The sequence below is a fragment of the Azospirillum sp. TSO35-2 genome (assembly GCF_003116095.1).
In the GTDB taxonomy this organism is placed as follows: domain Bacteria; phylum Pseudomonadota; class Alphaproteobacteria; order Azospirillales; family Azospirillaceae; genus Azospirillum.
In genome coordinates this window covers 1,220,763-1,244,346 of sequence record NZ_LGRA01000008.1, presented here as the reverse complement: position 1 = coordinate 1,244,346, position 23,584 = coordinate 1,220,763, and the positions used below count along the sequence as shown (strand labels likewise).

Here is a 23,584-nt window from a genome sequence, read left to right as displayed (position 1 = left end):
AGGTGCGAGGGACGCAGAGGTCGGCCTGACGCAGCAGGAGGAGGCATGTCGCGGGGATGGCGGTGGCGGACGAGCGGCGCAAGTGGTTGCTGCGCCACCGGTGCAGGGCCATCCCGGCGCCACGCCTTTTGGACTACCCCAATCGAGTGCAGCCGGTCTTGATGCACGTCAATGCTGCGGACCGTCCGACGGATAGCCTGGATCGATAGCGTGGACCGTCGCACCGGTCCTTCCGGAGACGGCCGATGACTCTGCCGCTGACCGACCACGGATCGAGCCACGGACGCTCGACCACCCCGGCCCCACCAGCCCAGCGCGCCTTCCGGCACTCGGGCTGGCTGTTGGGGATCCTGCTCACGCTGTTGGGCGCGGCGGGGCTGCTCTATCACACCATGGGCACCCAGACCGCCGCTCCCGCCTATCGGACCGGACCGGTGACGCGCGGCGCGGTCACCGCATCGATCACGGCGTCCGGCACCGTCAATCCGGTCGTTACCGTGCAGGTCGGATCGCAGGTGTCGGGACAAATCAGCGAATTGGTCGCCGACTTCAACACGGAGGTGAAGACCGGCCAGCTCATCGCCCGCATCGATCCCGCGCTGTTCGAAACACAGGTGGCACAGGCGGCGGGCGACCTCGCCGTCGCCCGGGCCGGCATCGAAACCCAGCAGGCCACCGTCGCCCGCGCAGCCGCCGACCTGGAGGCCGCGCGCGCGACTCTGACCAACGTCCAGGCCCAGCTGCGCAAATCGCAGGCGCTCCTGTTCAACGCCAGGACCAGTTTCGACCGCACCCAACGGCTTTTCGAGCGGGGAAATGCGTCGGCTTCGGACCGTGACAGCGCCAAGTCCGCCAGCGACGCCGCCCAGGCCGATGTCGAGGCGCTGAGCGCGCAGGAGGTCAGCCAGCAGGCCATGGTCCGGTCCACCGGGGCCCAGCTGAGTCTCGCCCAGGCCAACCTCGCGGGCGCGACGGCCCTGGTGCAGCAGAAGGAGGCGGCCTATCACGGCGCGCGCATCAATCTGGATCATACGCGCATCGTCGCTCCGGTGGACGGCACCGTCATCCAGCGCAACGTCGATCGCGGCCAGACCGTTGCGGCCAGCCTGCAGGCGCCGGTGCTCTTCACCATCGCCCAGGATCTGGCGGCCATGCAGGTGGACGCATCCGTGGACGAGGCGGATGTCGGGACGGTGCGCGTCGGCCAGGAGGTGCACTTCGCTGTGGATGCCTACCCTGGCCGCGGCTTCACCGGCGCGGTGCTCCAGATCCGCAAGGCACCCCAGGTCGTACAGAACGTCGTCACCTACGACGTGGTCATCTCGGCGCCCAATCCCGATCTGGCGCTCCTGCCCGGCCTGACCGCCAACGTCAGCATCGTCGTCAAGCATCGCGACGACGTGCTGCTGGTCCCCAACGCCGCTCTGCGCTACCGCCCGGCCAAGGCCACCCCGCCGGATGCGCCGCCATCCCCACAGGCGGGCGAGGTCTGGGTGCTCGGCGCTTCCGGCCAGCCGGAACGCCGCCCTCTTCGTCTCGGCACGTCCGACGGGACCGTGGTGGAGGTCGTCGAGGGCAGGCTGTCTGCCGGCGAACGGGTCATCCTTGGCGAAACCACCCCGGCTGCGGCCTCCGGCACGATGCCGTCCATGGGCGGCGGACCTCGTCTCTGACATCCGCGCCGCTGACGGGCGCGCCTTCCACCGGGGAGCCCGGCCATGGGCAACTGGCTGATCGAGACCGAACACCTGAGCAAGGAGTACCGATTGGGGGACGTGCCCCTGCTCGCCCTGGACGACGTGTCGGTGCGCATCGCCGCCGGCGAGTTCGTGGCGGTCATGGGACCGTCGGGATCGGGCAAGTCCACCTTCATGAACCTGCTCGGCTGCCTCGACAGTCCCAGCGCCGGCCTCTACCGCCTCGACGGGCGCGACGTGTCGCACCTTGCTCCCGACGACCTGGCGGGGGTGCGCAACCGCCTGGTCGGCTTCGTGTTCCAGGGCTTCAACCTGCTGCCCCGCACGCCCGCGGTCGAAAATGTGGAGCTGCCGCTCGTCTACGCGGGCGTGTCCGCTCAGGAGCGCCGGCGCCGCGCCCTGGCCCGCCTGACCGAGGTCGGCCTTGCCGGGCGGGCATGGCATCATCCCTCGCAACTGTCGGGCGGCCAGCAGCAGCGCGTCGCCATCGCCCGCGCGCTGGTCAACGACCCGCTGCTGATCCTCGCCGACGAGCCGACCGGTGCACTCGACTCGCGCACCAGCGTCGAAGTCATGGCGCTGTTCCAGGAATTCAACGCGCGCGGCATCACGGTCGTGCTGGTGACCCACGAGCCGGACATCGCCGCCTTCGCCCAGCGCACGCTGAGCTTCCGCGACGGCCGGCTGATCGGCGACCGGCCGGTCGCAACTCCCCGCAGGGCCTCGGAGATGCTGGCGGGCCTGCAGACGATGGAGGTCGCAACATGACCCCTCTGTCCGCCATCCGCATCGCGCTGGCGGCGCTGCGCCTCAACCTGATGCGCAGCGTGCTGACCATGCTGGGGATCATCATCGGGGTGGCGTCGGTCATCACCATGATCGCGGTCGGCGCCGGCGCGGAAGCGCGCATCGCGCAGCAGATCGACAGCCTCGGCTCCAACCTCATCATCGTGGTGTCCGGCGCGATCACCTCCGGCGGCGTGCGGCTGGGCTTCGGCACCCAGATGACGATGAGCGACGACGATGCCCAGGCCCTGCAACGGGAAATCCCCGAGATTCTGGTCGCGTCGCCGGGCGTACGCGGCACGGCCCAGATCATCTACGGCAATCTCAACTGGTCGACCGTCATCATCGGCACCACCTCCGACTTTCTGGCGGCGCGGGATTGGGGCGTTGTCCAGGGCAGACCCTTCGAACAGGCGGAAGAGGACCGCGCGGCCAAGGTGGCCCTGCTCGGCCAGACGGTGGCGGCCACGCTGTTCGGCGGCGCGGATCCGGTCGGGCAACTGATCCGCATCAGGAGGGTGCCGTTCACCGTGATCGGCGTGCTCGACCGCAAGGGCCAAAGCATGCAGGGGCAGGATCAGGACGACACAGTCGTCATGCCTCTGAGCACGGCGCGCAACCGCGTGCTGGGCGGCAACGAGGTGAGCCGGCGGGCGGTGGGCGCCATCCTGGTCAAGATGCGCGAGGGGGCCGACATGCATGCCGCCGGGACGCAGATCCACGACCTGCTGAGGCAGCGCCACCGTCTTCAGCCCGCACAGGACGATGACTTCTGGATCCGCAACCTGTCGGAGGTCGCCCAGGCACAGGAGGCATCGTCGCGCGTGCTGACGCTGCTGCTGGCGGCGGTGGCCTCGGTGTCGCTGGTGGTGGGCGGAATCGGCATCATGAACATCATGCTGGTCAGCGTGACCGAGCGGACCCGGGAAATCGGACTGCGCCTTGCCGTCGGAGCGCGCAGCCGCGACATCCTGGGCCAGTTCCTGATCGAAGCACTGACGCTGTCGCTGACGGGCGGGCTGATCGGGATCGCCGTTGGTGCCGCCGTGTCCTTCACCATCGCGCGCTGGGCGCATTGGCAGACGGAATTGAGCGTGCCGGCGATCCTTCTGGCGGTCGGCTTTGCCGCCGTGGTCGGTGTCTTCTTCGGCTTCTACCCGGCCCGCAAGGCGTCCCGCCTCCAGCCGATCGAAGCGCTGCGCTACGAGTGATGCGTGGCGGTGCAACGTACAGGGAGACGGGCGACATGAAGAACGGTCTCGACAGCGCCGCCACCGCCGGCCGGTGGCATCCGCGGCGGCCGGCGTCAGGCGCGCCGGCATGATGGAAGAACGGGCAGCCGCCGGAGTTGCGCTGCGCGGACAAGGCAATGGACCGCTGCCGGCGTCGATCGGCGGCTATGTCTGGCGCCACAGCGGCAAGCATCAGGTCGGGCTGGCGGTCCTTTCCGTCATGGTCTTCCTTTTGAGCATCTGGCCGCTCGAGATCCAGCGGCGCATCGTCAATGATGCGATCTCGTCGGGATCGCTGTCCGCGATCGTTTGGCTGTCGGTCGCCTATTTCGGCATCGCGCTCCTCGAAGGTGTGCTCAAGTTCATCCTGAACCTCTACCGTGGCTGGGTCAGCGAAAGGGCGGTGCGGCATCTGCGCATGACCATCCTCGGCTTGGCCCGCTGCGTTCCGCACCGGCCCGGTTCACAGGAAGAGGAGGGCGTGGAAATCGCGCTGGTCCTGTCGGAAGCGGAACCGATCGGCAACTTCGTCGGCATCAGTTTGTCCGAACCCTTGCTGCAGACCGGCATCCTGGTCAGCGTGCTCGTCTACATCGCCCATCTGCGGCTGGAATTCGCGTTGGTCAGCGCGCTGGTTTTCCTGCCGCAGATGATCATCGTTCCGCTGATCCAGCGGGCGATCAACCGGCGGGCGGCGACGCGCATCAGGACGCTGCGCCAGATCAGCAGCAACATGATCGGCAGCACCGGAAGCACGGTGGCCGACAGCCTGGACCAGCCCACGCGCATCGACACCGTTTTCGCGCTGAACATGGGCATCTACACGCTGAAGTTCGGGATGAACTTCCTGATGAACCTGCTGCACCACCTCGGCGTCGCGGTGATTCTCGGCATCGGCGGCTGGTACGTGGTGCAGGGACGCATCGACGTCGGTGCGGTGGTCGCGTTCGTCTCCGGCCTCGCCAAGATCGTCGATCCCTGGGGCGACCTGATCAACTGGTTCCGGGAAGCCACCGTCAGCAGTGTGAAATACCAGCTGATCGAGACGGCGGCACGGCGGATCGCCACCAGCGGGGCGTGGGCGGGACGGTCCGTGTGATGTGGGATGATTGCCCAGGGGCGTGCATGATTAAGCTGTGGCACGACCATCCTGATCAGCCTCATCGCGATACCGGCGAATGCGGCACCGTCCAGACTTCAAGGCGTTCGATCCACTGACCGGATCAAACGTCTCTCCAGTCAGCACGGCGTTGAGGTTTTCCTGCGACCAGCCGTACTGGGCGCACACCACGCCGACCTTCAGCCCGCTGTTCAGGCGAGCGCGAGCGCGGACACGGCCAAGCTTCGTGATAATTTCCACCTCGTCACCGTCCGCGATGCCATTCGCCTGCGCATCCGTCGGCGGGATCTCCACCAACGGTTCGGGCATGCGCTCGAGCAGGGAGGGCAGGTGCCGGTGCTGGCTGTGGCAGAACTGCGGCCACTTGGCCGTGGTCAGCACCAGAGGAAAATGGTTGTCCACGGCAGCATCGTCAAAGGTCGGGAGTGGCGCCTGGCCGACCTTCAGCAAGGCCGTCGAGTAGAGCTCGACGAGTCCGGTCGGCGTGGCAAAGCCCGTCTGCTCGTACTTCCTCAGGGCGGTCTCCAGCGAAACCTGGACCCCGCCCGGCGTGGCGCGGAGTTGTTCCGCCGACACACCCGTATCAGCGAGCGCATGAGCCAGGCCCGCCTCCGGATCGCCGCCGAAGAAGTGCTCCGACAACCCCAGCCGCTTGGCGAGATCGAAGACGATGCGGGTGTCGGATCGGCACTCGGCAAGCGGAGCCAGCACGCGGGGACGCAGATGCAGCAGGCGTTCGGCTTCCGGGCTGATCAGGAAGCCCGCCTGCATGCCCTCACGCTCCCAGGGCGAGGCCACCGGCAGCACGATATCGGCGAAGCGTGCCGTAGGGGTCATCACCATGTCGGCGTGCACGAAGAAGTCCAGGGCGGCAAGCGCCTCCTCATGGCCCTGGATGTGCGGCTTGGTCAACAATGGGTTGGAGCCGAACGACACCATGCCGCGCACGGGATAGGGGGTGTCATCCAGGATGCCCCGGACGACATCACGGCTGGTGACCCAACCACGTCCGGGCGGTCCCAGAGGACGCTCGCTCAGACCGAGCGTCTTACGCTGTTGCGCCGCCGGCAGCAACGCGCGCCCCGAAACGTCGCGCACCTTGGGCTTGGCAAACAGCCTGTTGCCGCCAAGGTCGTCCCAGCGCCCGACCAGGGCAAACAGAAGCCCGAGCGCCCGCATCGTCTGGGTTGCCGCGGCGTGCTGGCCCGTGCCCGTCCAGGTGTACCAGGACACGGGGCGGGATTGATGGAGCAGGCGCGCCGTCTCGCGGATGGTCGATGCAGGCACGCCGGTTGCTTCTTCCGCCCGCTCCGGCGTCCAGGACGAGCAAAGCGCCCGCACCAGGTCAAAAGCGGGCCGACAGGCAACCGGACCTGCCAAGGTCGGCACCGTCACGTCGCCGATCAGCGCCCAGGGTGCTTCGGCGTCCTGGGGATCATGCACGACCGCCCGACCCTCGCCCTCGTGCCAAGCGAGGAACTGGTCCGGTGCGCCGCCCTCCACCACGTCGTCCCTCGTGAGCATCCGGCCGTTATCGGCGCGCACGAGCAGCGCGCCATTGGTCCACCGCCGCACGAACGCGCTGTCGTACCACCCTTCTTCCAGCAACACCCCGGCCAGCGCCAGGGCCAGCGGGCCGTCGGTGCCGGGGGTCGGCTGAAGGCATTGGTCGGCGCGGGCGGCAAGGCCTGCTTGGCGGGGATCGACCACGATCAGGCGTGCCCCACGCTGCGTTGCTGCGAGAACCGCCTTGGCCATGGCAGGCCACGTGGCGGCGGGATTGGCGCCCCACAGCACCACACAGCCGGTGTTCTCGAAATCCGGCATGCCGATGCCGGAGCCGAAGGTCAACGCGGCGCCGAAGTCGCGGTGCCAGTTGCAGTTCTCGGTGGCGAACAGGACGTTGGGGCTGCCGAAGGCATTCGCCAGGCGATGGATCCAGGAGAAGGCGTCAGCGACCGCCGTGCCGCTGGGCGTCGCGACACCGAACACCACCGCCTCGGGCCCATGGCGCTCGGCGATCTCCTGGAGTTTCGCCGCGGTCAGCGCAAGCGCCTCGTCCCAGGAAATCGGTTGCCAGCCTGGGTCAGGATCCCCTTTGGGAGCGGTGCGGCGCAGGGGAGTGCGCAGGCGCCCGGGCGCGTACACCAGCTCCGGTGCCGCTCGCCCCTTGACGCAGACCGCGCCGCCCGTCGGATGGCTGCGGTCGGCCTCCACGCTGACGAGCCGACCATTCTCCACCACCGAAACGATGCCGCACCGGGACACGCACAGCGGACAGTAGCCTTGCGCCCGGACCTGTGCCTCCGACTCTGAGGGTGTCGTGCTCATCTCTCGTTCCATGCCATCGACTTGGTTGTCCGTCACCCTGCCGGGAGGGCAATGACGGTTTATCGTCATTGCCAGAGAGGCGACGCAAATCCAGTCAAGTACCCCCCAGTATGAAGACCTTGGCGCATAAATCGACGGGAGATTGGCTATGGCAGCAATGCCGGGGGGTAGGACGGCGGCCCCGCCGAAGTCGAGACCCCGATGCCGCACAAGGCGAACGAGAGCCGCCGTCACAAGAGCCCTCAGGCCCGCCACCGGGTCGAGAACTGGGCGGCTTACGACGCGGCGCAGCGCCAACCTGGAGGTGGCGTCGGCGCTGGCGGCGACGGGCTGCCGGTCGCCTGATCACCGCGGCCCCGCGGTGGGCTCTGCCGCCACACCGATTTGCGCACCAAAGCCGGGGCGCCGATAGTCCGGGCCAGGTGCTGCCGCTGCCTACCACGAAGGGGGCACCCTGTCTGCGCGGGAACCCCGGCCCCACCTCATGCATCAAAGCCTCGAACACAGGGAGTGATGCATGGAGTGGGCGAACATGATGGGCCGGAGCGCGGCATCCTGCGACGCCGATCTCACCAGACGCATCCGGCAGGGCGATGCGGGGGCCTTCCGCGTGCTGATGCAGCGGCACAACCAGCGGCTCTTCCGCATGGCGCGCGGCGTCCTGCGCGATCCTGCCGACGCCGAGGACGCGGTGCAGGATGCGTATGTCCTGGCCTTTACCCGCATCGACCAGTTCCGCGAGTCGTCCAGCCTGGCAACGTGGCTGGGCCGCATCGTTCTCAACGAGGCGCTGCGGCGCTTGCGGCAGAGACGGACCATGACCGGATTGGACGAGGAGGACACCGGCGGCACGACGCCGGGTGCCCAGGTGATCCCCTTCCCGGGCGCCCAGCAGGCGCCGACGACGCCCGAGGAGGATGCCTCCCGCGCCGAAGTGCGGCGTCTGCTCGAACGTGCCATCGACGCGCTGCCAGAGCCGTTCCGCGTCGTCTTCACGCTCCGCGAGATCGAACAGATGAGCGTCGAGGAGACCGCGTCCTGCCTCGGCATCCCGCAGGACACCGTGAAGACGCGCCTGCACCGGGCTCGCCGCCTGCTCGGCCACAGCCTGCGGCGGCAGCTCTCGCCCGACCTGGCCGGGGTGTTCCCGTTCGCCGGCGAGCGCTGCGCGCGCATCGTCGCTCACGTGCTCAAACGCCTGGGTCTACCGGACCCGCCGCCCGACGCCGGGTGACGGACGCCGGGCCACAACCGGTCCGAGGCTTCGGACCACATCCCAAGGGAGGACACCATGCTGATCCGCACCATCCTGATCGCCGGCGCCTTCGCGCTGGCCGTCGTTCCCGCCCAGGCGCAGAGCGTGGACAAGGCCCCGCCTGGCGGCGCCTACAAGAAGGTCAGCGAGCTGGTGAAGCTGCCTGATTTCCTGCCGGGCATGGGCACGCTCTACGTCGATCCCAAGACGCTGCCGGCCGGCCCGTTCCTTGCCTACGACCACGATGGCCGGCTGGCCAGCACCATCTACATGATCCCGGTCGAGGACATCCAGGGGCAGAAGACATTCGACAACCTGAAGGCCGCCGGCGGCAACGTCGACCACGTCGACATGTACTACAACGCCGGCCATCCGGGCGTCGAAAAGCCGCATTACCACATCGTCCTCTGGCACGTGTCCAAGGCCGACGAGGCGCGCGTGGCGAAGTAGCCGTGATGCTGGCGCGACGCACCCTCCTGCGGGCCGGCGGCTGGGCAGCCGGCCTCGCACTCATCGGGCTGCCGGCCGCCGCGCCGGCGGCCGCGGTGGTGGAGATCCGCATGCGCGGCAACGCCGACGGTTCCAAGGTGTGGTTCGATCCGATCGGTGTGCTGGTCGAGCCGGGGCAGACGATCCGATGGATCAACATCGATCCGGGCAACGCACACACCAGTACCGCCTACCATCCGGCGAACGCCGGTCACCCGCTGCGCATTCCCGAGGGGGCGGCGCCGTGGAACTCCGACTACCTGCTGCCGGAGCAGAGCTTCGAACTGAGTCTCACCACGGCGGGCGTGTACGACTATTTCTGCATCCCGCACGAGGAGGCGGGCATGGCCGGGCGCCTCGTCGTCGGCCGCCCACAGGGAAGCCTGTCCGCCGCCACGCTGCCCGAGCCGGCGCGCCGGCTGCTTCCCTCGCCCGAGGAGATCGTTCGCCGCAAGGCCGTCCGCGCCACCCCGTGATACCGACTCCCCTATGACATGACCTTCTGGAGCCGGGGCGGGAAGCAGGGGGATTTGACGCGGCCGGCTTCGGTGACGAGCGCGCTCCTGGCGTCGCAACACGCGTCAACGATAGCGTTTTGATCGGGAAAGACCGGCAGCGACATCGGTTTCTCGCGCAGGAGGAGCCAAACACGCCCGACCAGGATTCTGGGGGTGATGCGAGGGCTCCGCACAGTCGCAGCGCAAGCCACTGCAGCGTCGTCTATCCCCCGGTCTTGATCATGAACGTGTCGGCGTAATTTTCTTTCATGAAATTGATGAAGTTGTCGCGGAATTGCCGCGTGTGCGCGTGGGCCAGTTCGTCGGCCCGTTCAACGTCCCTTGCTTGGATCGCTTCGATCATCGCGTGATGGTCGCCGGTGAGCAGGTAGGCGTCGGTGGTCCGTTCTATGAAGTCGAAATGCATGTGAAGCATGCGCCGGCCCTGGTTGAGCAGACGGTCATAGAAGGATGCGAGATACGGATTCTTGCCGGCGGCCGCGATGCTCATGTGGAAGTCGCGGTTCATCTCGGACATCAGCAGGTGATCGCCGGACTTCACCGCCTTCTCGAACGACATCTGGGCCGCCTTGATGTTCACCAGGTCATCCTCGGTGCGCAGTGCGGCGGCCAGACGCGTGACCATGCGTTGGGCGATGTCCAGCGCCTCCACATATTTCGGGAAGGTGGCGATTTCGATCGGCGCCACGATCGTGCTGCGGTTGGGGAGGGTGACGACCAGTTCCTCGCCGGCCAGCCGGATCAGCGCCTCGCGGATGGGAGATCGCGACATCTCGAACCGGTCAGCCAAGGCGGTCTCGTCGAGCAGGTCCCCCGGACGAAGCGCCAGCGTGAGAATGTCCATTCTCAAGGCGTCATACACGCTCCGCCAGCCGCTGCCCTTAACGCGCTTGGTCTCGCTATCCCACGTCATCCTCGGCCCCTTTGCGTGCATCAGCAACTTGGTTGGCATCCCAACCATATCGGCAGCGCGTCGTCGTGTCGACACGTTGTTTTTTTCTGTTTGACACACTGATCGTATCGGCTTCATAGTCCCTCATGTCGGCACGCTGTCGACAACACCCCCACAGAATCACCCATTCCGTTTCACCCATCCATGGGTCATGCGGCGCATGAAAGGAATTTGGCGATGATGTCGAAAGCGATTGCTCCTGCTCTCAAAGGTTTCGCGGTCCTGGCCTTCTGCGCCGCCATGTCCGGCACGGCCCATGCCCAGGCGGTCGAGGGCTACTGGCAGAAGGTCCAGAAATCCGGCACCTTGCGGTGTGGAGCCGCCGTTGCGGCGCCCTATGTGATGCGCGATCCGGCGACCGGCGAATATTCGGGGTTCTTCTCGGACCTCTGCCGGCAGTTCGCCGATGTTCTCAAGGTGAAGCCGAAGTTCGTCGACAGCACCTGGGACAACCTCGTCGCCGGGCTTCAGGCCGGCAAATGGGACATGGCGCTGGCGCTCAACCGCACCCCGGTGCGGGCCATGGCGGTGAATTTCTCGATCGCCGCCATGCAGTACGAGATCTCGCTGGCCTACAACAAGCAGAACACCAAGCTGCCGCAGGCGCCGAAAGCGATCGCCGACATCGACAAGCCGGGGGTGACGCTGGCCGTCATGTCCGGCACCTCGCAGGACAAGGCGATTTCCGCGGCGGTGAAGCAGGCCCAGGTGCTGCGTCTGCCCGGAAACGACGAAACGCGGATGGCCGTGATGTCCAAGCGCGCCGACCTGCTGGTTGACGCTTCGGACAGCAACCAGCTGTTCCTTCAGTCGAATCCCGATTGGGCCGCCGTGATGAATCCGGTTCCGGCGCTGGCCAAGCAGGGGGTCGCCTTCGGCCTGCCGGCCCAGCTGTCCTATGCCGACATCGAGGTCGTGAACATCTTCCTGGAGGAAAAGGTCGCCACCGGACAGGTCGAGGAGCTGATCCGCAAGGCCGTGGACGAGGTCATCAAGGCCGGCAAGTGAGAGCGGGCCGGGGCCGTGCATCGCGTGCGGCTCCCCACCGCAACCACGCAATTCCTGCAGATCGCGAGACGAAGCCGTGACCCAATCCTCCCCAGCCCCTCTCCTTCAGAGCGACGACCGGCTCGGCACGCAGCGGGGCGCACCCGCTGCCGGGACGGCCGCCCCCCTCGTCCAGGTCCGGAACCTTCACAAGGGCTACGGTCCGAACATCCGCGTGCTCAAAGGCCTGTCCATCGATATGCAGCCGGGCGAGCGCGTGGTCGTCATCGGCCCCAGCGGTGGCGGCAAGAGCACGCTGCTGCGGGTGCTGATGGGGCTGGAGCAGATCGACGAGGGGAGCATCCGGTTCGCCGGCAAGCCCTACATCGAGGCCAGCCCGGCGGGACGCCGCACGACGATCGACACGGTGGTGCGGCGCCAGATTGGCATGGTCTTCCAGCATTACACGCTGTTCCCGCACCTGAACATCCTCAACAACCTGATCCTGGCGCCGTGCAAGGTGCATGGTGAGAACAAGGCGACGGCGACGGCCCGCGCCCGCGCCCTGCTGGCCCGCTTCGGGCTGGAGGCGAAGGCGGAGGCCTATCCGAACCACCTGTCCGGCGGGCAGAAGCAGCGCGTCGCCATCGCCCGCGCGCTGATGCTCGACCCCAAGCTGATGCTGTTCGACGAGGTGACGTCGGCGCTCGATCCGGAACTGGTGGCGGAGGTCGAGCAGGTCATCCTGCAACTGGCCCAGCAGGACATGCCGATGGTGATCGTGACCCACGACATGTGGTTCGCGAAGAACATCGCCTCGCGCGTGATCTTCTGTGCCGGTGGCGTCGTCGTCGAGGATGGTCCGCCGGAGCAGGTTCTGGGCTCGCCGCGGGAGGAGAGGACCAGGGAGTTCATCGAGCGTGTCTTCCACATCCGTTGACGGAAGGGTGATCGAATGGACTACGCGTTCGACTTCTATTCGGTGCTCTCCAACACCGACGTCCTGATCGACGGGCTGCTGGTGACGCTGGAGCTGACGGTCGCCGCCAATGTGGTGGGGCTGGTCCTGGGGTTCGGCGTGGCGCTGCTGACGACCAGCTCCATCTTCCCGGTCCGCGTGCTCAGCATGCTGTTCGTCGAGTTCTTCCGCTGCACGCCCGCCATCGTCCAGATCATCTGGTTCTTCTACTGCGTGCCGATCCTGTTCGACGTGTACATCGACTCCATCACCATGGGCATCGTCGCGCTGGGGCTGAACCTGACCGCCTTCAACGCCGAAGCCTACCGCGCGTCGATCCAGTCGGTGGCGCGCGAGCAGATGGACGCCAGCGTGGCGCTGGGCTTCGGCCCGGTGCAGAGGACGCTGTACATCATCCTGCCCAACGCGCTGCGGCTGTCGCTGCCGGTGCTGGTCACCAATGGCATCGGCACCTTCCAGCAGAGTGCCCTGGTGGCGCTCGTCGCCGTGCAGGACCTGATGTATGCGGGCAAGTCGTTGGCGACCCAGACCTACCGCCCGATCGAAACCTTCACCGCCGTGGCGCTGATCTATTTCGTGATCTCGTTCGTGGTCGCCCAGTGCGTCGAGTTTGCCGCGCGCCGCTACGAACCCACCTCCCGCTGAGGAGAGGCCGTCCATGACCTTCGATTTCGCCATCGTGCTGCGGTTCAAGGAAGCCCTGCTTCTCGGCCTTTGGACCACGCTGCAACTGACGGTCATCTGTGTCGTGCTGGGCAGCCTGCTCGGCTTCCTGGTGGGAATGGCGCGCAGCGCCAACAGCCCGTTCGTCCGGGTTCCCGCCCGTGCCTATGTCGAGGTTTTTCGCGGCACGCCGGTGATCGTGCAGCTGTTCTGGTTCTTCTTCTGCCTGCCGCTGGTCATCGGGACGGAAATCCCCAACATCGTTGCCGGGATCATCGCGCTGACCCTGTATATGGGCGCCATCACCAGCGAGACCTTCCGCGCCTCCCTGAAGTCGATCAGCCGCGAGCAATACGACGCCTGCACGGCGCTGGGCCTGCCGCACGCGACGCAGGTGGTGCATGTGGTCCTGCCGCAGGCCCTGCTGCGCGCCGCGCCGACTCTGCTGTCCAACTGCGTCAGCCTGTTCAAGGAAAGCGCGCTGCTGTCGGCGGTCGGCATGGCCGATCTGATGTTCATCGGCCAGAACATCTCCAACAACACCGCACGGCCGGTCGAGGTGCTGACCGTCGTCGCCCTGATCTACTTCGCCATCGCGTTCCCGCTGACCCGTGTCGTGACGCGGTTCGAATCGCGGGTCCTGGCGAAGCTGTCCGCCTGACGCCATCCCTCCGGACCAACACCGGTCCGGACCATCCGACAACCCATCCAGGAGTGATTTTCCCATGAAGCTCAAAGGCGTCATGCCCGCCCTCGTCACCCCGTTCAACGACCAGGGCAAGATCGACTTCAATCGCTTCGAAAAGCTACTGACCAAGCTGCGCGACGACGGCGTCAAGGGCTGGGTCCCCTGCGGCTCGACCGGCGAATACAACGCCCTGACCGCCGACGAGCGCCTGTCGGTCCTGCAATTCGTCGCGGAGTTCGCCAACAAGGACGAGCTGCTGATCGCCGGCACCAACGCCGGGTCGACCTGGGAAGTGATCGAGCACACCAAGCGCGCCCGCGACGCCGGTTACGGCACGGTGCTGCTGTCCGCCCCCTTCTACGCCACCCCGGCGCCCGACGAGCTGATCGCCCATTACCGCTCGGTGCTGGACGCCGTCGATGTGGAGATCGTGCTGTACAACTACCCGCCGAAGGTCGGCGTCGAGGTCGGCATGGCGGTGCTGGAAGCCTTCGCCGACGAGCCGCGCGTCATCGGCATCAAGGAATCGAGCGGCAACCTGCTGCGCGCCATCGACATCCGCAGCCGTTTCGGCGACCGCTATCAGGTCACCAACGGGTCGGACGACCAGACGCTGGACTTCTACCTGTGGGGCGCCACCTCGTGGATCTGCGGCCCGGCGAACTGCATGGCGCGGGCCTGCGTCGATCTGGTGAACACCATCGAGGCCGGCGACTGGCTGGCGGCGCGCGACAAGATGCAGGTGATCTACGGCGCCATGTCCAGCCTGGAAAGCGGCAAGTTCGCCCAGAAGGTCAAGTATGGCTGCGAGCTGGCCGGCACGCCGGTCGGCGTCGGCCGCCAGCCTCTCCTGCCGCTGACCGACGAGGAGAAGGCCGCGTTCAAGAAGGCGATGGAACCCGTTCTGGGCTGAGGATGACGATGGCTTCGGACACAGGGGAACAGAAGCCGATCGTCGTGGTGGGCGCCGGGATCATCGGCGCCGCCATCGCCTTCGAGCTGCGGCGCCGCGGGGAGGATGTGGTCCTGGTCGACCGGGACTCTCCCGGCCGGGGCGCCTCCTACGGCAACATGGCGAGCATCGCCGTGACGGAGTTCATGCCGGCCTCGCGCCCGTCGATGTGGGCGCAGCTGCCGCGCTGGCTCCTCGACCCGGAAGGGCCGGTGCGGCTGCGCCCGAGCTATCTGGGCAAGCTGACTCCCTGGTTCCTGCGCTTCGTGCTGGCCAGCCGGCCGTCGCGGGTGCGGGCGCTGGAGGCGGCGGGGGCGGTGCTCTGCGGCCGCGTCTATGAGGACCTGCTGCCGCTCCTGGCGGCGGCCGGCGCCGCGGACGTGCTGAGCGAGGAGGGCTGCCTCAGCCTCTATGCCGACGACACGGAATTCGCCGCCGACCGCGAGCACATCGAGGTGGTGGAGCGCTTCGGCTTCCCCCATCGCCTGCTGAGCGGCGACGAGCTGCGGGCGCTGGAACCGGCGATCAGCGACCGCATCGGCCGGGCGGTGCTGTTCCCGCAGAACCGTTCCGTCCGCGACCCGTACCGGCTGGTGCTGACGCTGGTGGACCGCTTCCTGGCCGCCGGCGGGCGGATCGAAACCGGCGAGGTGGCGGAGTTCGAACGGGACGGTGGCGACGGTGCGGTCCGGGCGCTGCGCCTGCGGGATGGGCGGCGGATCGCCGCCGGCCGGGTGGTGCTGGCGGCCGGCGCCTTCACCGGCCGGCTGTCCCGCCGCCTGGGCGAGCCGATCCCGCTGGAGACCGAGCGCGGCTATCACACCCAGATCGCCGATCCCGGCATCGCCATGCGCCATTCCATCATCTGGCCGGCGCGCGCCTTCATGGTGACGCCGACCGCCGGCGGCATCCGGGTCGGCGGGACGGTGGAGATGGCCGGGCTGGATGCGCCGCCCGACTACCGCCGCGCCCGCGTGCTGGTCAAGCGCGCGCGGGAGGCGCTGCCGGGCCTGAAGACGGACGGGGCCTCGGAATGGATGGGTCACCGTCCGGCGCTTCCCGACACGGTGCCGGTCATCGGCCCGTCGGCGCGGGTGCCCGGCCTGTTCTACGCCACCGGCCATGGGCATCTCGGCCTGACCTATTCGGCGACGACGGCGCGCCTGATCGGCGATCTGGTGACCGGTGCGCCGCCGCCCATCGACATGACGCCCTATCGTGTGAACCGGTTTTGAACGACGGACGGCGGCCCGGATATCGGGCGCCCGTAGACACCGACATCGGAGACACCGACATGCGTGACCAGCTTTTCATCGCCGGGCAATGGACCCCGGCGGCCCGAGGCGGACGCCTCCCGGTCATCGACCCGGCGACCGAAGAGGTCATCCACCATGTGGCGGCCGCCACGGCCGAGGACGTCCACGCCGCCGTCAGCGCCGCCCACACCGCCTTCGAGCATGGTCCCTGGCGCCGTATGTCCGGGGCCGAGCGCGCCGGCTACCTGCGCCGGATCGCCGCCGCCATCCGCGACCGCCAGGACGAGTTGGCGCGGCTGGAGGTGCTGGACAACGGCAAGCCGCTGCCGGAAGCGGCCTGGGACATCGCCGACGCCGCCGGCTGCTTCGACTTCTACGCCGATCTGGCGGAGGAACTGGACGGCGCGGTCGAGACGATCGCCCTGTCCGATGCGCGCTTCACCTCCAAGGCGGTGCGCGAGCCGATCGGCGTGGCCGGGGCGATCATTCCCTGGAACTACCCGCTGCTGATGGCGGCCTGGAAGGTGGCGCCGGCGCTGGCGGCCGGCTGCACGGTGGTGCTGAAGCCGTCGGAGCTGACGCCGCTGACGGCGCTGGAACTGGGCGACATCGCCCAGAGCATCGAGCTGCCGCCGGGGGTGCTGAACATCGTGACCGGCACCGGCCCGGACGCCGGGCAGCCGCTGTGCGACCATCCCGGCGTCGACAAGCTGGCCTTCACCGGTTCGGTTCCCACCGGCTCGAAGGTCATGGCCGCCGCCGCCCGCGACATCAAGCGCATCAGTCTGGAGCTGGGCGGCAAGTCGCCCTTCATCGTCTTCGACGATTCCGATGTCGAGAAGGCGGTGGAATGGATCCTGTTCGGCATTTTCTGGAACCAGGGGCAGGTCTGCTCGGCCACCTCGCGCCTGCTGGTGCAGGACGGCATCCACGACCGGCTGGTCGACCGGCTGGTGCTGGAAACCGGGCGCATCCGCATCGGCAACGGGCTTGAGGACGGAACCCTGCTGGGGCCGCTGGTCTCCAAGGGGCAGTTCGACAAGGTGCTGGCGATGATCGACCGCGCGCGCCAGCAGGGCGCCACGGTCGCGGCGGGCGGTGGCCGTGCCGAGGGGTTCGAGGCCGGTTACTTCATTCAGCCGACCGTGCTGCTCGACACGCCGCTCGACAGCGAGGCGTGGCGTGAGGAGTTCTTCGGGCCGGTGCTGTCCGTGCGCCGGTTCAGCGACGAGGCCGAGGCGGTGCGGCTTGCCAACGACAGCCGCTTCGGTCTGGCGGCGGCGGTGATGTCGGCCGACGACGCGCGCGCCGAGCGTGTCGCCGCGGCCCTGCGCGCCGGCATCGTCTGGATCAACTGTTCCCAGCCGACCTTCACCGAGGCACCCTGGGGCGGCTACAAGCAATCGGGCATCGGCCGCGAGCTGGGCCGCTGGGGTCTGGCGAATTACCTGGAAACCAAGCAGATCACGCGCTTCGTCAGCGACAATCCCTGGGGCTGGTACATCAAGTGACGGGAGGCACCATCATGAACTGGGAACGCTCGCTCAAGCTCGTCCAGGTTCATTGCCAGGGCGAGATCGGCAAGGTGATCGTCGACGGCGCGCCGGAGATCCCCGGCCGCACCATGCTCGACAAGATGAACCACATCAACAGTGTGGACGACAGCCTGCGCCGCTTCGTCACCTTCGAGCCGCGCGCCGCCGTGCACATGTCGACCAACCTGCTGGTGGCGCCGACCCGGCCCGATGCCGACGCCGGCTTCATCGTGCTGCAGGCGGACCGCGCCCACCCGATGTCGGGCAGCAACTGCATCTGCGTGGTCACGGCGCTGCTGGAAAGCGGCCGTGTGCCGATGACGGAGCCCGAGACACGGGTGCGGCTGGACACGCCGGCCGGTCTGATCACCGTGCGCGCCCGCTGCCAGGACGGCCGCTGCCTGTCGGTCAGCCTCGACAATGTTCCGTCCTTCGTCGAGGCGCTCGACCGGCCGGTCGGCACCGCCCGCTGGGGCACGATCAAGGTCGATGTCGCCTTCGGCGGCGTCTATTACGCCATCGTCGATGTGGACCAGACCGGCCTGACGATTGCGCCGGGCCAGGCCCGCGAGTTGGCGGAGGCCGGCATCGCGTTGAAGGAGCTGTTGGCCGAGAGCGTCCGCGTGCAGCACCCGACCCTGCAGGGCGTGGACGAGATCGCCTATGTCATGTTCCGCAGCCAGGAGCCCGACGGCGCGGTGCGGACCTGCACCACGCTGAAGCCGGGGCGCGTCGACCGCTCTCCCTGCGGCACCGGCAGTTCCGCCAACCTCGCGACGCTGCACGCCCGTGGTCTGGTGACGGTGGGCGACAGCCGGCGGTCCCGCTCCATCATCGGCGGCGAGTTCCTGGTGGAAGCGGTGGGGGAGACGACGGTCGGCGACCGCAAGGCGGTGCTGCCGCGCGTCACCGGCCAGGGATACGTCTATGGCCGCGAGGAACTGCGCATGGACGCGTCCGACCCCTTCCCGGCCGGCTTCGCCCTGTCCGACAGCTGGGGGCCGCAGGTGCATCTGCTCGGCTGAACTCTAGAACGACGACATCCGCCCGTCGGGCGTCGGCTCCCGACGGGCGATCCGGTAGCGGGAGTTTCCAGATGGGTCCTCATTCATTGCCCCTCGCCGGGCTGCATGTCCTGGTGACGGGGGCGTCCGGCGGCATCGGTGCCGCCATCGTCGAGCGTCTGGTGGCGGAGGGCGCGCATCCCGTCATCCATTACGGGCGTGACCGCGACAAGGCAGAGGCCCTGCTCGACCGCATCGGCGGCAAGGGCTGGGTCGTGCAGGCCGACCTGCTTGCGGCGGACGGCCCGACCGCGTTGTGGACGCGGGCCGCCGCCGCGGCCGGGCGGATCCACGCCCTGGTCAACAACGCCGGCACCCGGACGGAGGCCGGCCCTGAAAGCGATCTCGACCGCTGGCAGGCGGTCTGGAAGTCCGAGTTCCAGATCAACCTGTTCGCCGCCGCCGACCTGTGTCGGGCCGCCATCGGCCATTTCCGTGAGACCGGCGGCGGCCGGATCGTCAACATGGCGAGCCGGGCCGGGCAGCGCGGCTATGCCGCCGACGCCATGCCCTACGGCGCCAGCAAGGCGGCTCTGCTGAACCTGACGAAATCGATCGCGCGCAGCTTCGGCGCCGACGGCGTCACCGCCGTCGCCATCGCGCCCGGTTGGGTGCGGACCGCCATGGCCGACGACGTCATCGAACGCTTCGGCAAGGACGCGGCGGTCGCCGACATTCCGATCCGCGAGATGGCCGAGCCGTCGGAGGTGGCGGAACTCGTTGCCTTCGTGCTGCGGCCGTCCCAGCGTTCCCTGAACGGGGCCACGCTCGATGTGAACGGCGGCAGCCACATCCGCTGATCCGGCCTTCGACGGCGAAATTGGCCGTCAGTGCGCGTAAACCCGGTGGTACCGGTTGCCGATGCTCGTCAGTATTTCATAGCCGATGGTTCCGGCGGATCGCGCGACATCGTCGACCGAGGTCTTGGGACCGATGAGTTCGACGGACGCCCCCGGCTGGAGGTGATGCTCGTCGACGTCGCTGGCGTCCAGCGTGATGGTGTCCATCGACACCCGTCCGATGACTGGCAGCCGGACATCCCCGATGTGCGCGCAGCCGGTGCCGCTGAGCGCCCGCAGATATCCATCGGCGTAGCCGACGGACACCGTGGCGATCCTGCGCGGTGAGGTCGTCCTGTGCGTGTACCCGTAGCCGACGGCGGCCCCGGCCGGAACCGTCCGGGTCTGGATGATCCGTGCCTGGAGGCGCACCACCGGGCTCATCGGATTGGCCCTGCCGGGAACGGGTGCGATGCCATACAGGGCGGCGCCGGGACGGACCATGTCGAAGTGGAAGTCCGCTCCGAGGAAAATGCCCGACGACGCGGACAGGCAGGCCGGAGCCGGTGGAAGAAGGCGCAGCGCCTCGACGAAGCGGCTGTGCTGCTCGGCGTTGGCCGGATGCTGCGGGTCGTCGGCGCAGGCGAGATGGCTCATCACGCCACACACCCGAATGCCGTCGAGCATGCCCGGCTGATCGGCCAGCCCGATCACGTCATCCGGTGCCAGACCCAGGCGCGACATGCCGGTGTCGACCTGCAGCATGGCATCCAGCGGTCGGCCGAGCCGGGTGGCCAAACGGCTCCAGGCCTGGATTTGCTCGCGGCTGCTCAGAACCGGGCGGATGTCGTGCGCGACGAAATCGGGCCCGGTTCCAGGGGGCGGGCCGTGAAGGACGATGACCCGCGTGGTTGGATTCAGATGGGGGCGCAGTGCGATGGCCTCGCCGATATGGGCGACGAAGAACGTGTCGCACCCCGCATCCTCCAGCGCCGGAGCGACACGGCTGGCCCCCAGACCATAGGCGTCGGCCTTGATGACGGCCGCGCAGACGGCTCCACCGGCGATTTCCTTCAGCTGGCGATGGTTGTCGCGGATTGCGGCCAGGTCGATCGTCAGCGTGGCACCGGCGTGCGCCATCGACGGATGAGCCATGGAACGGGCTATCCTTCCTGAATGGATCGGAATTCGGGTTCGTGGTTCTGGTCGCCTGCCCGCGGGCAGGGAAAAATGCAGACGACGCCGGCGCCCACATCGGCACCGGCGTCGCGACCGCAGAGATGCTTACTTCATCGACGGGAAGGCGAACTGGGCGCCTTCGCGGACCCCGCCGGTCGGCCAGCGCTGGGTGATGGTCTTGCGGCGGGTGTAGAAGCGCACGCCGTCCGGGCCATAGGCCGACAGGTCACCGAACAGCGACCGCTTCCAGCCGCCAAAGCTGTGATAGGCGACCGGCACCGGCAACGGCACGTTGATGCCGACCATGCCGACCTTGATCATGTCGCCGAAATAGCGGGCGGCCTCGCCGTCGCGGGTGAACAGGCAGGTGCCGTTGCCATATTCGTGGGCGTCGATCAGGTCCATGCCCTCCTGCATCGACTTGACCCGGACGAGGCACAGCACCGGGCCGAAGATCTCCTCCCGGTAGATGCTCATCTCCGGCGTGACGCGGTCGAACAGGCAGCCGCCCAGGAAGTTGCCGTTCTCATGCCCCGGCACGACCAGACCCCGGCCGTCGACCACCAGTTCCGCCCCCTGGGCGACGCCCTGGTCGACATAGGCCTTCACCTTCTCGTAATGCGCCCGGGTGACCAGCGGCCCCATCTCGCAGCCGGCCGAGGTGCCGGCGCCGACCTTCAGGTCGCGCAGCGCCACCGACAGCTTGTCCTTCAGCCGGTCGGCCACCTCGTCGCCCACCGCGACGACGACGGAGATCGCCATGCAGCGCTCGCCGCAGGAGCCGTAGGCGGCCCCCATCAACGCGTTGACCGCGTTGTCGAGGTCGGCGTCGGGCATGACGATGGCGTGGTTCTTGGCGCCGCCCAGCGCCTGCACCCGCTTGCCGTGGGCGCTGCCGGTGGCATAGACGTATTCGGCGACCGGGGTGGAGCCCACAAAGCTGACGCCCTGCACCCGCGGGTCGGTCAGCAGGGTGTCGACCGCCTCCTTGTCGCCGTTGACGACGTTCAGCACGCCCGGCGGCAGGCCGGCTTCCAGCGCCAGCTGGGCGATCAGCAGGGCGGAGCTGGGATCGCGCTCCGACGGCTTCAGGACGAAGGTGTTCCCGCAGGCGATGGCGACCGGGTACATCCACAGCGGCACCATCGCCGGGAAATTGAACGGCGTGATGCCGGCGACGACGCCCAGCGGCTGGAATTCCGACCAGCTGTCGATGGCCGGGCCGACATTCTTGGAGAACTCGCCCTTCAGCAGTTCCGGCACGCCGCAGGCATATTCGACATTCTCGATGCCGCGGGTCAGTTCGCCGAAGGCATCGTCCAGGACCTTGCCGTGTTCGCGGGTGATCAGCGCGCAGATGCGCTCGGCATTCTCCTCCAGCAACTGCTTGAAGCGGAACATGACGCGGGCGCGCTTGGCCGGCGGCGTGGCACGCCAGGCCGGGAAGGCGGCCTCGGCGGCGGCGATGGCCTCTTCCACCGTGGCACGCGACGCCAAGGCAACCTGGCCTGCCACGTCACCGGTGGCGGGATTGACGATGTCGGCGGTGCGGGTGCCGGCGGGCGCGTCAGTCTTGCCGCCGATCAGGTGGGCAACGATGGTCATGATGGCTTTTCCTGGAGAATTGGGCCTGGGGAGTTGGTATCAAGCGCCCCGGTCCGGCCGCTCGTCCTCCGGTTTCGTGGAGGACGAGCGGCCGAGCCGACCGAGGGTGCGCAGGGCAGGGGACCCTACGGGTCGGCCCCTTGTCAGGCGGTGGCCTGGATGGCGTCGGCGACGACGTTGAACAAGCGGTCGAGGTCGGCCGGCTCGCTGTGGAAATGCGGGCCGAACTGGAGGGTGTCGCCGCCGAAGCGCACGTAGTAGCCGGCCTTCCAGCACTTCTCGCCGATCTCATAGGGTCGGCGGGCCGGCTCGCCCGGAAGCGGCGCGATGGTGACGGCGCCCGTCAGGCCATAGTTGCGGATGTCGGCGACGTTCTTCAGCCCCTTCAGCCCGTGGATCAGGTTTTCGAAGTGCGGCGCCAGCGCCGCGGCCTTTTCCCACAGCTTTTCCCGCTCGAAGATGTCGAGCGCGGCCAGACCGGCGGCGCAGGCGACCGGGTGGGCGGAGTAGGTGTAGCCGTGCGGGAACTCCACCATGTATTCCGGCCCGCCATTGTCCATGAAGGCCTGGTAGATGTCGCGCTTCGCCACGACGGCACCCATCGGGACCGCGCCGTTGGTCAGGCCCTTGGCGACGTTCATGATGTCCGGGACCACGCCGAAGGCGTCGGCGCCGAAGCGGGCGCCCATGCGGCCGAAGCCGGTGATGACCTCGTCGAAGATCAGCAGGATGGAGTGCTTGTCGCAGATCTCGCGCAGCCGCTGCAGGTAGCCCTTCGGCGGCGGCAGCACGCCGGCCGAGCCGGCCAGCGGCTCGACGATCACGGCGGCGATGTTGGAGGCGTCGTGCAGCGCCACCAACTCCTCCAGCGCGTCGGCCAGATAAGCGCCTTCCTCCGGCATGCCCTTCACGAACTGGTTCTGCGGCAGCAGGGTGTGGGGCAGGTGGTCGGCATCGACGCCGGTGCCGAACAGCTTGCGGTTGCCGCCGATGCCGCCCAGGCTGGTGCCGCCGAAATTGACGCCGTGATAGCCCTTGGACCGCCCGATCAGCTTGGTCTTGGTCGGCTGGCCCTTCATCCGCCAATAGGCCCGCGCCATCTTCAGCGAGGTGTCGGCCGCTTCGGAACCCGAACCGACGAAGAAGACATGGTCGAGCCCGGCCGGGGTCATCGACGCCAGCTTGTGCGCCAGCTTGAAGGCGGCCGGATGGCCATGCTGGAAGGCCGGGCTGTAATCCAGCTCCGCGATCTGGCGGGCCACCGCCTCCGAAATCTCGCGGCGGCAATGGCCGGCGCCGCTGCACCACAGACCGGACAGGCTGTCATAGATCTTGCGGCCCTCGGCATCCCAATACCAGGTCCCCTCCGCCTTTACGATCATGCGGGGGTTGCTCTTGAACTGACGATTACCGGTGAACGGCATCCAATGCGAGTCAAGCTCCTCGCGCGTCAGTCCGGCGGCCTTGCCGAGCGACTGGGCGTGATCGTTGTCCAAGGGGGCCATCCGCTGTTCTCC

Annotated in this window: 21 protein-coding genes and 1 pseudogene; 17 read left to right on the top strand and 5 right to left on the bottom strand. The window is 68.0% G+C overall.

Features of this window, described 5'->3' with window-relative positions; all coding sequences use genetic code 11:
• The first annotated feature begins 245 nt into the window (after positions 1-245).
• From TSO352_RS07140 to TSO352_RS07125, 4 genes are all read left to right on the top strand, one after another.
• Positions 246-1,673: an efflux RND transporter periplasmic adaptor subunit gene (locus TSO352_RS07140; RefSeq protein WP_109106579.1), complete on the top strand. Its 1,428-nt coding sequence runs from the start codon at positions 246-248 to the stop codon at positions 1,671-1,673.
• Between the two features lie 45 nt (positions 1,674-1,718).
• Positions 1,719-2,465: an ABC transporter ATP-binding protein gene (locus TSO352_RS07135; protein WP_109106578.1), complete on the top strand. Its 747-nt coding sequence runs from the start codon at positions 1,719-1,721 to the stop codon at positions 2,463-2,465.
• A complete protein-coding gene (locus TSO352_RS07130; protein ID WP_109106577.1) occupies positions 2,462-3,694 on the top strand; it encodes an ABC transporter permease in 1,233 nt (410 codons plus the stop codon). Before TSO352_RS07135 ends, TSO352_RS07130 begins: the two co-directional genes overlap by 4 nt.
• A gap of 109 nt (positions 3,695-3,803) precedes the next feature.
• Complete coding sequence (locus TSO352_RS07125; RefSeq protein ID WP_158284542.1) at positions 3,804-4,814, top strand: ABC transporter ATP-binding protein; 1,011 nt, start codon at positions 3,804-3,806, stop codon at positions 4,812-4,814.
• A gap of 30 nt (positions 4,815-4,844) precedes the next feature.
• Here TSO352_RS07125 and TSO352_RS07120 read toward each other — a convergent pair whose 3' ends face one another.
• Positions 4,845-7,166, bottom strand: coding sequence for a molybdopterin-dependent oxidoreductase (locus tag TSO352_RS07120; protein WP_109106575.1), 2,322 nt, complete (start codon positions 7,164-7,166; stop codon positions 4,845-4,847).
• Positions 7,167-7,367: 201 nt separating this feature from the next.
• Here TSO352_RS07120 and TSO352_RS33170 point away from each other — a divergent pair.
• From TSO352_RS33170 to TSO352_RS07105, 4 genes and pseudogenes are all read left to right on the top strand, one after another.
• Positions 7,368-7,469, top strand: a pseudogene (locus TSO352_RS33170) (IS5/IS1182 family transposase); the annotation flags it as partial.
• Between the two features lie 214 nt (positions 7,470-7,683).
• The gene (locus tag TSO352_RS07115) at positions 7,684-8,400 is read left to right on the top strand and encodes an RNA polymerase sigma factor (RefSeq protein ID WP_109106574.1); all 717 of its coding nucleotides are present in this window, start codon (positions 7,684-7,686) and stop codon (positions 8,398-8,400) included.
• 57 nt (positions 8,401-8,457) lie between these two features.
• Positions 8,458-8,871 (top strand): DUF5602 domain-containing protein, encoded by a 414-nt coding sequence (locus TSO352_RS07110; RefSeq protein WP_109106573.1) that lies wholly within the window; start codon positions 8,458-8,460, stop codon positions 8,869-8,871.
• A 5-nt stretch (positions 8,872-8,876) separates the two neighbouring features.
• Positions 8,877-9,386: a plastocyanin/azurin family copper-binding protein gene (locus TSO352_RS07105; protein ID WP_109106572.1), complete on the top strand. Its 510-nt coding sequence runs from the start codon at positions 8,877-8,879 to the stop codon at positions 9,384-9,386.
• 244 nt (positions 9,387-9,630) lie between these two features.
• Here the strand turns inward: TSO352_RS07105 and TSO352_RS07100 are convergent, their stop codons facing one another.
• Positions 9,631-10,341 (bottom strand): GntR family transcriptional regulator, encoded by a 711-nt coding sequence (locus tag TSO352_RS07100; protein ID WP_109106571.1) that lies wholly within the window; start codon positions 10,339-10,341, stop codon positions 9,631-9,633.
• Between the two features lie 216 nt (positions 10,342-10,557).
• On the opposite strand from TSO352_RS07100, the gene TSO352_RS07095 reads away from it, so the two are divergent.
• From TSO352_RS07095 to TSO352_RS07055, 9 genes are all read left to right on the top strand, one after another.
• Positions 10,558-11,388 carry a transporter substrate-binding domain-containing protein gene (locus TSO352_RS07095; protein WP_109106570.1) on the top strand — a complete coding sequence of 277 codons (831 nt, stop codon included), beginning with the start codon at positions 10,558-10,560 and terminating at the stop codon, positions 11,386-11,388.
• Positions 11,389-11,602: 214 nt separating this feature from the next.
• Entirely contained in the window at positions 11,603-12,307 is a 705-nt protein-coding gene (locus TSO352_RS07090) for an amino acid ABC transporter ATP-binding protein (RefSeq protein ID WP_247871942.1), read from the top strand.
• Positions 12,308-12,322: 15 nt separating this feature from the next.
• On the top strand, positions 12,323-12,991 hold the full coding sequence (locus tag TSO352_RS07085) for an amino acid ABC transporter permease (protein WP_109106568.1): 669 nt from the start codon (positions 12,323-12,325) through the stop codon (positions 12,989-12,991).
• 13 nt (positions 12,992-13,004) lie between these two features.
• The gene (locus TSO352_RS07080; RefSeq protein ID WP_109106567.1) at positions 13,005-13,670 is read left to right on the top strand and encodes an amino acid ABC transporter permease; all 666 of its coding nucleotides are present in this window, start codon (positions 13,005-13,007) and stop codon (positions 13,668-13,670) included.
• Between the two features lie 64 nt (positions 13,671-13,734).
• Positions 13,735-14,610: a dihydrodipicolinate synthase family protein gene (locus TSO352_RS07075; protein ID WP_109106566.1), complete on the top strand. Its 876-nt coding sequence runs from the start codon at positions 13,735-13,737 to the stop codon at positions 14,608-14,610.
• Positions 14,611-14,618: 8 nt separating this feature from the next.
• Positions 14,619-15,884: an FAD-dependent oxidoreductase gene (locus tag TSO352_RS07070; RefSeq protein WP_109106712.1), complete on the top strand. Its 1,266-nt coding sequence runs from the start codon at positions 14,619-14,621 to the stop codon at positions 15,882-15,884.
• Positions 15,885-15,943: 59 nt separating this feature from the next.
• Complete coding sequence (locus tag TSO352_RS07065; RefSeq protein ID WP_109106565.1) at positions 15,944-17,416, top strand: aldehyde dehydrogenase family protein; 1,473 nt, start codon at positions 15,944-15,946, stop codon at positions 17,414-17,416.
• 14 nt (positions 17,417-17,430) lie between these two features.
• Positions 17,431-18,465, top strand: coding sequence for a proline racemase family protein (locus tag TSO352_RS07060; RefSeq protein WP_109106564.1), 1,035 nt, complete (start codon positions 17,431-17,433; stop codon positions 18,463-18,465).
• Positions 18,466-18,536: 71 nt separating this feature from the next.
• The gene (locus tag TSO352_RS07055; protein ID WP_109106563.1) at positions 18,537-19,304 is read left to right on the top strand and encodes an SDR family NAD(P)-dependent oxidoreductase; all 768 of its coding nucleotides are present in this window, start codon (positions 18,537-18,539) and stop codon (positions 19,302-19,304) included.
• 27 nt (positions 19,305-19,331) lie between these two features.
• On the opposite strand, the gene alr is transcribed toward TSO352_RS07055, so the two are convergent.
• The 3 genes from alr to TSO352_RS07040 all read right to left on the bottom strand — a co-directional run bounded on the left by alr (position 19,332) and on the right by TSO352_RS07040 (position 23,572).
• Positions 19,332-20,438 carry an alanine racemase gene (gene alr, locus TSO352_RS07050; RefSeq protein WP_109106562.1) on the bottom strand — a complete coding sequence of 369 codons (1,107 nt, stop codon included), beginning with the start codon at positions 20,436-20,438 and terminating at the stop codon, positions 19,332-19,334.
• A gap of 129 nt (positions 20,439-20,567) precedes the next feature.
• Positions 20,568-22,067: a CoA-acylating methylmalonate-semialdehyde dehydrogenase gene (locus TSO352_RS07045; RefSeq protein WP_109106561.1), complete on the bottom strand. Its 1,500-nt coding sequence runs from the start codon at positions 22,065-22,067 to the stop codon at positions 20,568-20,570.
• A gap of 143 nt (positions 22,068-22,210) precedes the next feature.
• Positions 22,211-23,572, bottom strand: coding sequence for an aspartate aminotransferase family protein (locus tag TSO352_RS07040; RefSeq protein WP_109106560.1), 1,362 nt, complete (start codon positions 23,570-23,572; stop codon positions 22,211-22,213).
• Between the last annotated feature and the right edge of the window lie 12 nt (positions 23,573-23,584).